Here is a 15,012-nt window from a genome sequence, read left to right on the forward strand (position 1 = left end):
GTCAGGCGTGGAATGAGGTCTCTGTGGGAGCGGGCGTACCCGCGAAGAGGGCGGTGAATTCAACATCGCATTCGCGGGCATGCCCGCTCCCACAGGATGGCCGTCTCCCGCAGGCATCGTGGTCGAATCCAGAATTCAAGGCAGGTAAGAAATGAGCGCTATCAACGTCTTCCAGCAAAACCCCGGCGCCGAGGCCAAAGCCCAGTCGCCACTGCACCATGCCGACCTGGCCAGCCTGGTAGGCAAAGGCCGCAAGAACGCAGGCGTGACCCTGCGTGAACGCAAGTTCCTCGGCCACCTCACCCTGCGCGGTGATGGCCACAACCCGGAATTCGCCGCCGGCGTGCACAAGGCCCTTGGCCTGGAGCTGCCAGTGGCGCTGACCGTGGTCGCCAACAAGGATATGTCGCTGCAATGGGTCGGCCCCGACGAGTGGTTGCTGATCGTACCCGGCGGTCAGGAGCTGGCAGTCGAGCAAAAGCTGCGCGCGGCCCTTGAAGGCCAGCACATTCAGGTAGTCAATGTCAGTGGCGGGCAAAGCCTGCTGGAACTGCGCGGCCCGAACGTGCGCGACGTGCTGATGAAGTCCACCAGCTATGATGTTCACCCGAACAACTTCCCGGTGGGCAAGGCTGTGGGCACCGTGTTCGCCAAGTCGCAGTTGGTGATCCGCCGCACTGCAGAAGACACCTGGGAGCTGGTGATTCGCCGCAGCTTTGCCGACTACTGGTGGCTGTGGCTGCAGGACGCTTCTGCCGAATACGGCTTGAGCATCGAAGCTTAAGGAGACCAGAACATGAGTCGGGCACCGGATACCTGGATTCTCACCGCCGACTGCCCGAGCATGCTCGGTACCGTCGACGTGGTGACGCGTTACCTCTTCGAGCAGCGCTGCTACGTGACGGAGCACCACTCCTTCGATGACCGGCAGTCGGGGCGCTTCTTCATTCGCGTCGAGTTTCGTCAGCCGGACGATTTCGACGAGGCGGGCTTCCGGGCCGGCCTCGCCGAGCGCAGCGAAGCGTTCGGCATGGCCTTCGAGCTGACCGCGCCCAACCACCGCCCCAAGGTGGTGATCATGGTGTCCAAGGCTGACCATTGCCTGAATGACCTGCTGTATCGCCAGCGCATTGGCCAATTGGGTATGGATGTGGTGGCCGTGGTGTCGAACCATCCGGACCTCGAACCCTTGGCGCATTGGCACAAGATTCCTTATTACCACTTCGCACTCGACCCCAAGGACAAGCCCGGGCAAGAGCGCAAGGTGCTGCAGGTGATCGAGGAGACCGGTGCTGAGCTGGTTATTCTTGCCCGCTATATGCAGGTACTGTCGCCCGAGCTTTGCCGCCGTCTGGATGGTTGGGCGATCAATATTCACCACTCGCTGTTGCCGGGTTTCAAAGGCGCCAAGCCTTATCACCAGGCCTACAACAAGGGTGTGAAAATGGTCGGTGCCACGGCGCACTACATCAACAACGACCTGGACGAAGGGCCGATCATTGCCCAGGGTGTCGAGGTGGTGGATCACAGCCACTATCCCGAAGACCTGATTGCCAAAGGGCGGGATATCGAATGCCTGACATTGGCGCGGGCGGTGGGTTATCACATCGAGCGGCGGGTGTTCCTGAACGCCAACCGGACTGTGGTTCTCTAACACCTGTTCTGGCCTCTTCGCGGGCAAGCCCGCTCCCACAGGTACTGCGCCGCCTTCGGGCCCAGCACAGTCCTTGTGGGAGCGGGCTTGTCCACGAAGAGGCCAGTGCAGTTATGCGCCTCGGTATCTCCCTCATATCCTCCGACGACAGCCCTGCCGCGAAAAGGCATCTCCCTGTCGCTTCCAGTCAGTGCGTCCGGCCCCATCCGGCCCACAATTCCCTGCATTCCAGTAGTACATGCCGCCCACGGATGGCGGCGCTTCAACCAACGCTGCATAAATAATAATCAAGCGAGGTACAAGCAATGTCTGGCAATCGTGGAGTGGTATATCTCGGCGCCGGCAAGGTCGAAGTGCAACACATCGACTACCCGAAAATGCAGGACCCGCGCGGCAAGAAAATCGAACACGGCGTCATCCTGAAGGTGGTCTCCACCAACATCTGCGGTTCTGACCAGCACATGGTCCGTGGCCGCACCACTGCCCAGGTCGGCCTGGTCCTGGGCCACGAAATCACCGGTGAAATCGTCGAGAAGGGCCGCGATGTCGAGCGCATGCAGATCGGCGACCTGGTATCGGTCCCGTTCAACGTCGCTTGCGGCCGCTGCCGTTCCTGCAAAGAGATGCACACCGGTGTCTGCCTCACCGTCAACCCGGCGCGCGCCGGCGGTGCCTACGGCTACGTCGACATGGGCGACTGGACCGGCGGCCAGGCCGAATACGTGCTGGTGCCATACGCCGACTTCAACCTGCTGAAGCTGCCTGAGCGCGACAAGGCCATGGAAAAGATCCGTGACCTGACTTGCCTGTCCGACATCCTGCCCACCGGCTATCACGGTGCCGTGACTGCTGGCGTTGGCCCAGGCAGCACTGTCTACGTTGCCGGTGCTGGCCCGGTCGGCCTGGCCGCCGCTGCCTCGGCGCGCTTGCTGGGCGCCGCCTGCGTAATCGTCGGTGACCTCAACCCGGCCCGCCTGGCCCACGCCAAGTCGCAGGGCTTCGAAGTGGTCGACCTGTCCAAGGACACCCCGCTGCACGAGCAGATCGTCGACATCCTCGGCGAGCCGGAAGTGGACTGCGCTGTCGACGCCGTAGGCTTCGAGGCCCGTGGCCACGGCCATGAAGGTGCCAAGCACGAGGCCCCGGCCACCGTGCTGAACTCGCTGATGCAAGTGACCCGCGTAGCCGGCAACATCGGTATCCCGGGCCTGTACGTAACCGAAGACCCAGGCGCGGTGGATGCCGCTGCCAAGATCGGCGCACTGAGCATCCGCTTTGGCTTGGGCTGGGCAAAATCGCACAGCTTCCACACCGGCCAGACCCCGACCATGAAATACAACCGCCAGCTGATGCAGGCGATCATGTGGGATCGCATCAACATTGCTGAAGTGGTGGGTGTGCAGGTGATCAACCTGGATCAGGCGCCGGAAGGGTATGGCGAGTTTGATGCGGGTGTGCCGAAGAAGTTTGTGATCGACCCGCACAAGATGTGGGGCGCGGCGTGATTAGTGCTGAATAAAAATAGCCCCTCGATTCGAGGGGCTTTTTTTACAGCTGTGTTCAACTATCGGGCATTTTGTAAGTTGGTTTGCCCTGATCTCAGTGCCTCGATTTGATTTTCAATTGTATGGTACTTGGTGGTTTCATGGCTGATATCTTGTTCGATTTGTGAGAGTAAGTTTCTCTCGTGATTAGGCTTATTGCCGACACTGATTTGCCTGTTTATTGTCGAGACAAGATTACTTCTTTTTTCTCCTAGAGCGAGTAAGCGATTCTCGCTGCTTGTCAATTTGGTTTGTAGATACATCGCTTGCCCTGCATCATTTGGGGAAGAGTATCCAATACCGAATTGATTGTTGCTGCGCGATTCTGCAAGTCTGGCTCCGGCTGGAGGGGGGGGCAGTGGTCTACCTTCATTCGGACGGCGTCGTGGAGCCGCTGAATAGTTGTTGGCAACTTGGGTGGCGGGCCTGTTGGGAGCAGTAGGACGGTTACGAGAGGGAGTTCTGAACCCCGCTGCGTTCCCCAGCCCCTTCAGCACTCTGATAATCAAGGTTGACGCTTGTCCAGAGGAATCTATTTTGTTGATCGGATCATTCTCGCAGTAAGCGTAGGAGTTTACGCCACCATCGCCAAATGGGCTCTGAAGTAAATCCGGGGCACAAAAACGTCTGAGTGTAGTATTAAATGGACGGTGTCCGTTACCTAAAATGTCCATTTGGCTAAATGGGTCGCGCCATTGCCCATTGAATAGGATTAGTGTCTTGATAGCTTGGGGGGGGAGATATCCATAAGGTGATAGTGACACAGCCTCGTGCAGTATTCCGAGAACTGAATTAGCACGATCAATTGACAGTAGATTTACTTGTTTGGATTGTGCGAGCTGTGCAGCTGGTATTTCTTGCGCCCATAGAATTTGCCGATGTCCCTGAGCTGATATTTCAGATGCTAGGTGCCCACTTTGGTAAAAGTGCATTATATCTGGAGTTGCCGATTTTTCGGGGGGCACCGTTGCGACATCGGCGTGTTCTAAAATCTGAGATACTGGATTGTCGGTCATGGCTTGTTGCCTTCGGAGATGTATCTAGAGTGTTTACTTTGCATGCCCTAATTTGCCAGCACAACTAGCATAATTATCAGGTGGTTGGGCATTTGGAACAAACCCCTAAACCTAGAGTCCAACACACGTTTCCCCGGCCAACCTGGTCCACGAGGTCCCTCCCGATGAAAGCAATCACCCTGGCAACCCTGATGACCCTGGCCGCAAGCCCGGTGTTCGCCTTCAACCTCAGCGACGCCGCCAACGCCGTGTCCGCCATGCAGAACCAGCAACAACAAGGCCAGATACAGGCACCCGAAGCGCAGGCCAATTTGCTCAACACCTTGGGCAGCCAGTTGAACATTACCCCTGAACAGGCGGTAGGCGGAGCAGGAGCCATGCTGGGGCTGGCACGCAACAACCTTAGCAGCGATGACTATGGGCAACTGACCAAGGCGGTGCCAGGGCTGGACCTGCTGGCCGGTGCAAATGCGCTGGGCGGGTTAAGTGGGTTGGGTGATTTGCTGGGCAAGAGCAGCGAGAGCCAGTCGGCGTTGAGCAACGCACTGGGCAACAACGTGGAAAACCGTAGCGACCTGGACAATGCGTTCAAGGCGCTAGGCATGGATACCGGGATGATCGGGCAGTTTGCGCCGCTGCTGCTGCAGTACCTGGGGCAGCAGGGGATTGCCGGGGCGTTGTTGCAGAATCTGGGGAGTTTGTGGACCACACCGGCGCCATTGGCTCAGCCCTCGGTCTGAAGGTCGGGTGAGGATTCTTGCGCAGTCTGCCCGGGCCTCTTCGCAGGGTGCCCGCGAAGAGGCCCGGGCGGACACTTGAAAATTATCAGCTCATTTCCTGCCGCAGCTGCTCGATCCGCTGGTCCTTCGCCACCCACAGCTGGTTCACCCAAGCCTGCACCGTCTGCCGAAACTCGGGATCATTCTCGTAATCCCCCGCCCACAACGCCGGGTCCAGCTCCCGCACCTGAATGTCGATAATCACCCGGCTGATGCTGCCATTGAGCAAGTCCCAGAACCCCGGTGCTTTGTTGCCGGGGTACACGATGGTCACATCCAGCAGGGCATCCAACTGCTCGCCCAATGCCGCGAGCACAAACGCCACACCACCCGCCTTGGGCTTGAGCAGGTAGCGATACGGCGACTGCTGCTCCTGGCGCTTGGCTTCAGTAAACCGCGTGCCCTCCAGGTAATTGACCACGGTCACTGGCTGGCGCTTGAACAGCTCGCAGGCCGCCTTGGTGATTTCCAGGTCCTTGCCCCTGAGCTCCGGGTGCTTTTCCAGAAACGCCTTGCTGTAGCGCTTCATGAACGGGTAATCCAGCCCCCACCAGGCCAGGCCCAGCAACGGCACCCAGATCAGCTCCTTTTTCAGGAAGAACTTGAAGAACGGTGTACGGCGGTTGAGGCTTTCGATCAGCGCCGGGATGTCGACCCAGGTCTGGTGGTTGCTCACGGCCAGGTACGAGGTGTCCCTGCGCAGGTTTTCCACACCGCGGATGTCCCACTGGGTAGGGATGCACAGGGCGAAGATGGCTTTGTCGATTTCCGACCAGGTTTCGGCCACCCACATCACCGCCCACGACGCGTAGTCGCGGCCACGGCCTGGCAACACCAGCTTGAGCAGGGCGAAGACCAGCAGCGGGCAGATCAATACCACGGTATTGAGCAGCAGCAGGGTGGTAGTGAGAATGCCGGTCAGCAGGCGACGCATAAAGAGACTCTTGTTGTGGGAGATAAACGGTTGGCAATGATAAGCAGGGCGGTGGCCTACGCCAAATGTCCAATGCCCGGCGGCGGGAACAAATGTTTCACGTTATGTTGTTTAGTCTTGTGTAAGCGAACCTCTCTTGCCAGTGCAGTCTAAGCACTGACCCTTTCAAGGAAGCCTGCCTGTGAAACCACTGCTTGCCCTGTTGTCGTTGTTGGCGCTGCCGGTAATGGCAGCCGAACCCACTATATACGGCCGTTACGAGAACATTGCCCTGCCTGAACTGGGCGAAACCCTGAAAGCCAAGATGGATACCGGCGCCTTCACCGCGTCGCTGTCGGCCAAGGATATCGAGCTGTTCACCCGCGATGGCGACGAGTGGGTGCGCTTCCGCCTGGCGACCAAGGACTCGGACGGCAAGGTTTACGAGCACAAGGTCTCGCGCATCAGCAAGATCAAGGGCCGTGCCGATGAAGAGGACGAAGGGGATGCGCCAGAGGTCTCCAAGCGCCCGGTGGTCGACCTGGAGCTGTGCCTGGGGGATGTGAAGCGTACCGTCGAGGTGAATCTGGTGGACCGCAGCAACTTCAACTACCCGCTGCTGGTGGGTTCCAAGGCACTGCGCGAGTTCAAGGCGGCGGTAAACCCGGCGAAGAAGTTCACTGCTGGCAAGCCAGGCTGTTGATCTGAAGCGTGCGCCATACAATGTAGGAGCGGGCTTGCCCGCGAACACACATAATGTGGTGTCAGGCACCGGCTTCGCCGGTGTTCGCGGGCAAGCCCGCTCCTACACTGAGATGTGCCAACCTTCAAAACCGCAAGGCCGGACGCCATGCCTCATATCCTCATCGTCGAAGACGAAGCCGCCATCGCCGACACCCTGGTCTACGCCCTGCAGGCCGACGGTCACAGCACCGAATGGGTAACCCTGGGCAGTGCCGCCCTCGACCAGCAGCGCCAGCGCCCGGCCGACCTGGTCATCCTCGACATCGGCCTGCCCGACATCAGTGGCTTCGAAACCTGTCGCCAGCTGCGCCGGTTCACCGAGGTGCCGGTGATGTTTCTCAGCGCGCGGGACGGTGAAATCGACCGCGTCGTGGGCCTGGAAATCGGTGCCGACGACTACGTGGTAAAACCATTCAGCCCTCGTGAAGTGGCAGCGCGCGTTCGGGCGATCCTCAAACGCATGGCCCCGAGGGCGGAGGTTGTCGGCGAAACCACCTTGTTCCAGCTCGACACCTTGCGCATGCAGATTACCTACCGCAGCCAGCCGCTCACGCTGACCCGGCATGAGTTCCGCTTGCTGCAATGCCTGCTCGAACAACCGCAGCGGGTGTTCAGCCGCGAACAGCTGCTCGACGCTTTGGGCGTGGCCTCCGACGTGGGCTATGAGCGCACCATCGACAGCCATATCAAGAGCCTGCGCGCCAAGCTGCGCCAGGTAGCGGGTGACGCCGAGCCGATCCAGACCCATCGCGGCCTCGGTTACAGCTATAGCCCGGAGCACGCCTGATGCGCTTGGGTATTCGCATCTTTCTGGTGTACTTCCTGTTCGTCGGTTTGGCCGGTTATTTCTTGCTCAATACCGTACGCGAACAGATTCGCCCGGTAGTGCGCCAATCCTCCGAAGAAACCTTGGTAGACACTGCCAACCTGCTGGCAGAAATCCTGCGTGATGACGTCAAGGCCGGCACCCTGAACCAGGGTCGCCTGCCTGAGGTGCTCGAGGCCTACGGCTCGCGCAGCCCGGGTGCACAGATCTGGGGGCTGGCCAAGAACCAGGTCAGCCACCGCATCTACGTCACTGACGCCAAGGGCATTGTGTTGCTGGACTCCAGTGGCGAGGCCCTGGGCAAGGATTACTCGCAGTGGAATGACGTGCTGCTGACCCTGCGAGGCCAGTATGGCGCCCGCTCCACACGCAGCGACCCCAACGACGAAAGCACCTCGGTGATGCACGTTGGCGCGCCGATCATCGACAACGGCAAGATCATCGGCGTTGTCACCGTCGCCAAGCCCAATAGCTCATTGCAACCCTACATCGACCGCTCCGAGCGGCGCCTGCTCACCCTGGGGCTAGGGCTGATCGGCCTGGGCTTGCTGATCGGTGCGGCTCTGTCGTGGTGGCTTGCGCGCTCGCTGCGCAAGTTGGCAGGTTATGCGCAGGCGGTCAGCGAAGGGGAACGTGCGGAGCTTCCGCATTACAAGGGCGGCGAGCTGGCGAACCTGGCACAGGCAGTGGAGCGCATGCGCACCCAGCTGGAAGGCAAGGCCTATGTCGAGCGCTACGTGCACACCCTGACTCACGAGCTGAAAAGCCCGCTGGCGGCCATCCGTGGTGCTTCCGAGCTGTTGCAGGGCGAGGATATGCCCGCTGATCAGCGGGCACGCTTTGCCGGCAATATCGAGCGCGAGAGCGAGCGGTTGCAGCAGATGATCGAGCGGCTGCTCAACCTGGCCAGGGTCGAGCAGATGCAGGCGCTGGAGGACGAGCAGCAGGTGGCGCTGGCGGCGTTGGTCGATGAGTTGCTGCTGGCCCATGCGGCGCGTATCGAAGGCGCCCGTTTGCAGGTACGTCAGCGGGTGCCTGCCACTTTGCGCTTGCTCTGCGATCCGTTTCTAATGCGCCAGGCGTTGGCCAACCTGCTCGACAACGCGCTGGACTTCACCCCGGAAGGGGGCACGCTGCTGTTCGACCTGGAGCGCGATGGCGAACGGGTGGCGTTGAGCTTGTTCAACCAGGGGCAAGCGATACCGGCCTACGCCATCGGGCGGGTCAGCGAGCGGTTCTACTCGCTGCCGCGGCCCGGGAGCGGGCGCAAGAGCACCGGGCTGGGGCTGAACTTCGTGGCCGAAGTGATGCAGCTGCATGGCGGGGCATTGGCGGTGGACAATGTCGATGGCGGGGTGCGTGTGCGATTGTGGCTGCCGGTGCGGCGCATTAGCTGAGATAGGCGGGGCGCGCAGCGGTCCAAATACACTTAAATCACACACGCTCTCCACAAAGCCTCCACGCAAGGCGCAGACACTGCGCCCACTGCCACAGGAGGCCACATGAACAAGACCCTCGGTTTCAAACTCGGCATGATCGCCATGCTGATGTTGCTGCTGCTCATCCCGCTACTGCTGATCAACGGCCTGATCGACGAACGCCAGGCCATGCGCGACGGCGTGTTGCGCGATATTGCCCAGAGCACCAGCTTCGACCAGCAACTCAGCGGCCCGCTATTGGTGGTGCCGTACCGAAAGTACCAGCGCCGCTGGATCGAAAAGGACGGTGAGCGTACCCAGGAAACCAGCACCATCGCCGGCCACCTGTACTTCCTGCCGGAAACCTTCGACGCCGACCTGGGTGTGGACACCGAACTGCGCGCCCGCGGCATCTACCAGGCGCGCCTGTTCCACGCCAAAGGCCGTATCAGCGGCCGCTTCAAGCTCCCGGCGCATTGGGGGATCGACAAGGACTTTGACGACTACCGCTTCGACACGCCGTTCCTGGTGGTGGGCATCAGTGATATCCGTGGTATCGATAGTGGTCTGGAGCTGAGCATGGATGAGCAAAAAGTGCCGTTCGAGCCCGGCACCCAGCTCGACTGGATGCGCGGCGGCGTGCACGCCAGCCTGCCGGGGCTGGACGGGCTACAGGCGCGAGCGTTCAGCTATGGCTTTGACCTGGCGCTGCAAGGTACTGGCCAGTTGCACGTGGTACCCGTGGGCCGTACCAGCAGCGTGGACATGCGCGCCAACTGGCCACACCCGAGCTTCGTCGGCAACTACTTGCCCAGCCGCCGCGAAATCAATGCTCAAGGCTTCAGTGCCCATTGGCAAACCTCGTTCTTTGCCACCAACCTTGAGGATGCCATACGCCAGTGCGCTATCGCCGGGCAGTGTACGGATTTCAGTGAGCGCAGCTTTGGCGTGAGTTTTATAGACCCGGTGGACCAGTACCTGAAAAGCGAGCGGGCGATCAAATACGCATTGTTGTTCATTGCCCTGACCTTTGCCGGCTTCTTCCTGTTCGAGGTAATGAAGAACCTGAGTGTGCACCCGGTGCAGTACATCCTGGTGGGTGTGGCGCTGGCGTTCTTCTATCTGCTGCTGCTGTCGTTGTCCGAGCACATTGGCTTTGGTCTGGCGTATGGGCTGTCGGCTTCGGGCTGTGTGCTGCTGATCGGCTTCTACCTGAGTCATGTTTTACGCAGCCTGTGGCGAGGGGTGGGTTTTGCAGCGGGTTTGGCGGCGTTGTACGCGCTGCTCTTCGGGCTGCTGAGTGCCGAAGACTATGCCCTGCTGATGGGGTCGCTGTTGTGTTTCGGCTTGCTTGGGGTGTTCATGGTGCTGACCCGGCGGCTGGACTGGGCGCGTGTGGGGAGGGCAGCATGAGGGAGGATAGAGAGATCGGGCGCTGGTTGGCGCTCAGGATCGAGCTGTTGTTTCCTGTGATACCTAGGTGAAGCTTTCGCGGGCAAGCCCGCTCCCACAGGTACGGCGCACACTACCTGTGGAGCGGGCTTGCCCGCGAAGGGGCCCTGTCAGGCCACTGGCGCTGTAGCGACCATCGACGGCCGCTTGACCACCTCGGCATACCACGCCGCCAACCCAGGCTGGCGCTCACGCCAGCCAAACCCGGGCTGACGCAGATCCAGATAGCCCAGCGCACAGGCCACGCCAATCGCCGCCAGGTCGAAGCCGGAGATCAGCTCCGGCAAGTGCTCCTGCTCCAGGTTGGCCAGGCTACGGCGGATCTTGTCACCCTGTGCCTGCAGCCAGCCATCCCAGCGCTTGTCTTCTGGCCTCAGGAAGCTTTCATAACGGCTTGACACCGCCGCATCCATGATCGCATCGGCCTGCGACACCAAGGTCATGCGCCGCCAGCGCGCCGAGCCTTCTCGCGGCAGCAGCGGCAGGCCTACGTGCTGCATGTCGAGGTACTCGCAGATTACCCGGCTGTCATGCAGCACGGTGCCGTCTTCCAGGCGCAGGGCCGGGATCTTGCCAATCGGATTGTCCAGGTTGAGCTGCGGGTCGCCGCTCACCGGGCTGATGTTCACCGGCTGCAACTGCACACGCTCAAGCTGGCCGGTCTCGTGCAACACCACCATGACCTTGCGCACGAAAGGCGACAACGGCGAGTGGAACAGGGTCATCGTGCTCATGCGTCAGTTACCTTGCAGGCTGGGTGGCAGGCACACGCCGGTGCCGCCGATGCCGCAATAGCCGTCCGGGTTCTTGGCCAGGTACTGCTGATGGTAGGCCTCGGCGAAATATACGGTCGGTGCCTGGTCGATTTCGGTGGTGATCTCACCGAAGCCGGCCTTGCTCAGCTCGGCCTGGAAGGCGTCGCGGCTGGCCTTGGCCTGTTCCAGCTGTTCCGGGCTGGTGCAGTAGATGGCCGAGCGGTACTGGGTGCCGATGTCGTTGCCCTGGCGCATGCCTTGGGTGGGGTTGTGCAGCTCCCAGAACATTGCCAGCAGTTCGCGGTAGCTGACCTTGTCCTTGTCGAACACCACCAGCACCACTTCGGTGTGGCCAGTCAGGCCCGAGCAGACTTCTTCGTAGGTAGGGTGCGGGGTGAAGCCGCCGGCGTAGCCGACCACGGTGCTGACCACACCTTCACGCTGCCAGAAGCGGCGCTCCGCGCCCCAGAAGCAACCCAGGCCGAAGATGGCGAAGTCGATTGCGCCTTCGAAGAACGGGCCGAGCAGCGGGGTGTCTTTGAAGACATAGTGGAACTCGGGCAGGCTCATTGGCGTGTCGCGGCCAGGCAGGGCCTGTTCCGCAGTTGGCATGACGTTTTTGTTCACCAGGATTTCCGAACGCAGGACCATGGCCGTTCCTCTGTATGTCATTGAGATGGGGGCTGGGGCCTTCGCGGGTAAACCCGCTCCCACAGTTGCCCCACAAATTCCGAATACTGTGGCGTACCTGTGGGAGCGGGTTTACCCGCGAAAGGGCCCGAATGGCTTCTATAGTGCCCGAGGATTACGCAGCTGTCAGGCCACCGGGCCACGCGGATAGCGCTTCAGCCGTTCGGCCAGCTCGCGCCCGGGAATCGGCCGGTCGAACAGGTAGCCCTGGCCCACGTCGCAGCGGTGGCGGCGCAGGAACGCCAGTTGCTCCGGCGTCTCGATCCCTTCGGCCACCACCTTCAGCTTCAGGTTGTGGGCCATGGCCACCACCGCCGAGGTGATTTCCATGTCGTCCTGGTTGTCGGGGATTTCGTTGATGAAGCTGCGATCGATCTTGAGGATGTCGATCGGAAACTTCTTCAGGTAGCTCAGCGACGAGTAACCGGTGCCGAAGTCGTCCATGGCCAAGGTCAGGCCCAGGGCCTTCAGCTCGTCGAGCTGGCGGTGGGTGTCTTCGCTGGCTTCCAGCAGCAGGCCTTCGGTCAACTCCAGCTCGAGCAGGTGCGGGGGCAGGGCTTCTTCCTTGAGGATGGTGCTGATCGACGCTACCAGGTCCGGGTCGGAGAACTGTTTGGGCGACAGGTTGATGGCTACATGCAGGTTGCCCAGGCCGGCCTTGCGCAGTTGCTGGCTCATGCAGCACGCCTGGCGCACCACCCATTTGCCGATAGGGATGATCAGGCCGGTTTCCTCGGCCACGCTGATGAACTGGTCCGGGCGGATCATGCCGCGTTCGGGGTGGTTCCAGCGCAGCAGCGCTTCCAGGCCCAGCAGGCGACCGCTGCGCAGGCACAGCTTGGGCTGGTAGAACACTTCCAGTTCGTTCTGGGTCAGGGCACGGCGCAGGTTGTTCTCGACGAACAGCTTGTAGCTGGCTTCGGCATTGAGCACTTCGGTAAACACCTGTACCTGGTGTTTACCGTTGGCCTTGGCCTTGTGCAATGCAAGGCCGGCATTCTTCATCAGGCTGGCCGGGTCGACGCCGTGCAACGGTGCACAGGCCAGGCCTACCGAGGCGGTGACGTTGATCAGCTGGTTGTCGACGAACATCGGCTTGTCGAGGGTACACAGCAACTGCTGGGCAACGCCTTGGCCATCTTCAAGGCTGGTGTCGTCGAGCAGCACGGCGAACTCGTTACTGGCAAAGCGCGCCAGGATGCCACCGCTGTGCAGGCTGTTGCGTAGACGCCTGGCCAGGCTGATCAGCAGCTTATCGCCGGTCTGGTGGCCAAGGCTGTCGTTGATGCGCTTGAAGTTGTCGATGTCCACCAGCAGCAGGCACATCGAGCTTTCGCCATCGCGGGCGAAGCGCTCGTCCAGGCTGCGGATGAACGCCGGGCGGTTGCCCAGGTTGGTGAGGTTGTCGGTGTAAGCCAGGCGTTCGATGCGTTGCTGGGCCAGCTTGGTCTGGGTGACGTCTTCGTAGATGCCGATGTAGTGGGTCAGCTCACGGTTGTCACCGTATACCTTGGAGATCGACAACTGGCCCCAGTACGGCTCCAGGTTCTTGCGCCGGCTCTTGAACTCGCCCTGCCAACTGTTGCCCATGGCCAGGCTCGACGGCGAGTCGAACAGCAGTTCGCTGAGGTTCTCCAGTGCCGGTAGCTCACCCAGCTGGCGGCCCTGCACTTCGTCGGTACTGTACTGGGTGATGGCGGTGAAGCTGGGGTTGACGTACTCCACCCGGCCGTCGCGATTCACCAGCAGGAAGGCACTGGCGCTTTGCTCGACCGCACGCTGGAACAGGTGCAGGGCGCTGGCCGCGGCACGCCGTTTGTGGTTTGTGATCACTTGGGCGAACTGGTCGGCCAGCTCGCCGGCAAAGGCAATCTCGTCCGACTGCCAGGCCCGTGGCTGGCCGGTTTGCTCCAGGCACAACACGCCGATCACCTGGCCATCGACGCGGATGCTGGCGTCGAGCATGGCCTTGTTTTCCGGGCGCATGCTTTGCGCCAGGGCGCGGGTGCGCGGGTCGTGGCCGGCGTTGTGAGCGTCGATGGCGCGGCTTGCGTGCAGTGCATCCAGGTAGTCCGGGAAGCGGCTGGCATCGATAGCTTCGGGCTGGCGGTGCTCTTGCGCGTCGCGGTACCAGGCGATGATCGGTTCCAGGCGTTGGTCTTCCAGGTGCCAGATGCTGGCGCTGTCGACCTTGTAGATTTCGCAGGCGCTCTGGGTAATCAGCTGGGCCGCTTCGAATAGCGAGTTGCCCGCGCTGTAACGCTGGCGGGCAAGGCGCAGGATAAGGTCCTGCTGGCCGCGTACGCGCTCCAGGTGCTCCAGCTGTTCTTGCTGCGTACGCTGGTTCTGTTGCAGGGCCAGCTGCAGGCGGTTGTTGCGTGACTCCAGGTCGCTGGCGCCAAGTTCGCCGCTATCTTCCTGCTGATCGTCGAGCACGCTCAGGTAGCCGCGCAACAGTTGGCGGTTGTGTTGCTTGTAGGCTTCACCCGCCTCCAGCAGGCGCAGCGAGGTGTTCGGCGTGTGCAGGGTGTAGCGCACGCGGTAGTAGCCGCGCTGGGCCAGTTGCAACTGGATTTCGTCGTGCAGCCGGTAGCGTGCTTCGGGTTCCATCAGGCTGGCGTAGGGCGCGTCAATCAGGGCGCACAGCTCGCCGGGTTGCATGCCGAACTGGCGCTCACAGGCCGGGTCAAGGTAGAGCATGGCCCAGGTGGCTTCGTTGAGCCGTTCGAAACGCAACATGCCGAGCCGCGAGGGCACGGGTAATTGCGTCACGACCTCGGCCGCCACACGGCTGGCGGCATCGGGTTGGCTTTTCATCGAAGACTCGCTTGAAGAGGGAACGCTGCCTTTTGGCTGCGGCGAATTTGGCAAGGTTGCATCATGTCCCGAGGGCTGGCAAGCGGCCATGCTTGATGCTGTGGACAGGTTATCGGCGGGTGGGGCGGAAAACTTAGATCGCCTTGGGATTTTTGCCGCCTGGGAGATCGAGCGCCGCCCGCGCGGCGCATCGCGAGCTACGCTCGCTCCTACGTTTGTTTCGGGCCAGTACAGCCTGTGGCAGGCGCACGCGACCGCCGTGTTAGTACGACGCTATATCGCGCCATGTATCAAGGCGATCGCGCGCAAGTCCCACAGGAAAATTGGCCCGAAATAAACGTAGGAGCGAGCGTAGCTCGCGATGCGCCGCGCGGGCGGCGCTCGGTCTCCCAGGCGGCAAAACC

14 protein-coding genes are annotated in these 15,012 nt (G+C 61.3%); 9 read left to right on the forward strand and 5 right to left on the reverse strand.

The genetic code is table 11. From position 1 onward, the window contains the following. Positions 1–151 precede the first annotated feature (151 nt). The 3 genes from AC3B5Q_RS01420 (at position 152) to fdhA (ending at position 3,159) form a co-directional block, all read left to right on the forward strand. Positions 152–784, forward strand: a complete 633-nt coding sequence (locus AC3B5Q_RS01420; protein ID WP_014589391.1) for a sarcosine oxidase subunit gamma — start codon at positions 152–154, stop codon at positions 782–784. A 12-nt stretch (positions 785–796) separates the two neighbouring features. Further along, entirely contained in the window at positions 797–1,654 is an 858-nt protein-coding gene (gene purU / locus AC3B5Q_RS01425; protein ID WP_003255675.1) for a formyltetrahydrofolate deformylase, read from the forward strand. 305 nt (positions 1,655–1,959) lie between these two features. Beyond that, positions 1,960–3,159, forward strand: coding sequence for a formaldehyde dehydrogenase, glutathione-independent (fdhA, locus tag AC3B5Q_RS01430; protein WP_011953256.1), 1,200 nt, complete (start codon positions 1,960–1,962; stop codon positions 3,157–3,159). A 59-nt stretch (positions 3,160–3,218) separates the two neighbouring features. On the opposite strand, the gene AC3B5Q_RS01435 is transcribed toward fdhA, so the two are convergent. Further along, a complete protein-coding gene (locus AC3B5Q_RS01435) occupies positions 3,219–4,214 on the reverse strand; it encodes an RHS repeat-associated core domain-containing protein (RefSeq protein WP_367249966.1) in 996 nt (331 codons plus the stop codon). A gap of 164 nt (positions 4,215–4,378) precedes the next feature. Between AC3B5Q_RS01435 and AC3B5Q_RS01440 the strand changes: the two genes are divergently transcribed. Further along, positions 4,379–4,954, forward strand: coding sequence for a DUF2780 domain-containing protein (locus AC3B5Q_RS01440; RefSeq protein WP_135192443.1), 576 nt, complete (start codon positions 4,379–4,381; stop codon positions 4,952–4,954). A gap of 85 nt (positions 4,955–5,039) precedes the next feature. On the opposite strand, the gene yihG is transcribed toward AC3B5Q_RS01440, so the two are convergent. After that, positions 5,040–5,927 carry a 1-acylglycerol-3-phosphate O-acyltransferase, YihG family gene (gene yihG, locus AC3B5Q_RS01445; protein WP_103463397.1) on the reverse strand — a complete coding sequence of 296 codons (888 nt, stop codon included), beginning with the start codon at positions 5,925–5,927 and terminating at the stop codon, positions 5,040–5,042. Between the two features lie 181 nt (positions 5,928–6,108). Here yihG and rloA2 point away from each other — a divergent pair, with 181 nt between their 5' ends. The 4 genes from rloA2 to creD all read left to right on the forward strand — a co-directional run bounded on the left by rloA2 (position 6,109) and on the right by creD (position 10,307). Beyond that, positions 6,109–6,609, forward strand: a complete 501-nt coding sequence (gene rloA2 / locus AC3B5Q_RS01450; protein WP_021782660.1) for a retropepsin-like aspartic peptidase RloA2 — start codon at positions 6,109–6,111, stop codon at positions 6,607–6,609. A gap of 147 nt (positions 6,610–6,756) precedes the next feature. Further along, the gene (gene creB, locus AC3B5Q_RS01455; protein ID WP_003255664.1) at positions 6,757–7,437 is read left to right on the forward strand and encodes a two-component system response regulator CreB; all 681 of its coding nucleotides are present in this window, start codon (positions 6,757–6,759) and stop codon (positions 7,435–7,437) included. Continuing rightward, positions 7,437–8,873 carry a two-component system sensor histidine kinase CreC gene (gene creC / locus AC3B5Q_RS01460; protein WP_003255662.1) on the forward strand — a complete coding sequence of 479 codons (1,437 nt, stop codon included), beginning with the start codon at positions 7,437–7,439 and terminating at the stop codon, positions 8,871–8,873. The genes creB and creC overlap by 1 nt, the downstream gene beginning before the upstream one ends. 105 nt (positions 8,874–8,978) lie before the next feature. Then, on the forward strand, positions 8,979–10,307 hold the full coding sequence (gene creD, locus AC3B5Q_RS01465) for a cell envelope integrity protein CreD (RefSeq protein ID WP_488392800.1): 1,329 nt from the start codon (positions 8,979–8,981) through the stop codon (positions 10,305–10,307). 149 nt (positions 10,308–10,456) lie between these two features. Here creD and AC3B5Q_RS01470 read toward each other — a convergent pair whose 3' ends face one another. From AC3B5Q_RS01470 to AC3B5Q_RS01480, 3 genes are all read right to left on the reverse strand, one after another. Next, entirely contained in the window at positions 10,457–11,080 is a 624-nt protein-coding gene (locus AC3B5Q_RS01470; RefSeq protein WP_019437095.1) for a glutathione S-transferase, read from the reverse strand. 3 nt (positions 11,081–11,083) lie between these two features. Then, positions 11,084–11,752 carry a peptide-methionine (S)-S-oxide reductase MsrA gene (gene msrA / locus AC3B5Q_RS01475; protein ID WP_010951691.1) on the reverse strand — a complete coding sequence of 223 codons (669 nt, stop codon included), beginning with the start codon at positions 11,750–11,752 and terminating at the stop codon, positions 11,084–11,086. 165 nt (positions 11,753–11,917) lie between these two features. Further along, on the reverse strand, positions 11,918–14,608 hold the full coding sequence (locus AC3B5Q_RS01480; protein ID WP_021782664.1) for a putative bifunctional diguanylate cyclase/phosphodiesterase: 2,691 nt from the start codon (positions 14,606–14,608) through the stop codon (positions 11,918–11,920). Here AC3B5Q_RS01480 and AC3B5Q_RS01485 point away from each other — a divergent pair. Continuing rightward, positions 14,508–14,945, forward strand: a complete 438-nt coding sequence (locus AC3B5Q_RS01485; protein WP_162149590.1) for a hypothetical protein — start codon at positions 14,508–14,510, stop codon at positions 14,943–14,945. The genes AC3B5Q_RS01480 and AC3B5Q_RS01485 overlap by 101 nt on opposite strands. Positions 14,946–15,012 lie beyond the last annotated feature (67 nt).

The organism is Pseudomonas sp. D5(2026), assembly GCF_057766845.1.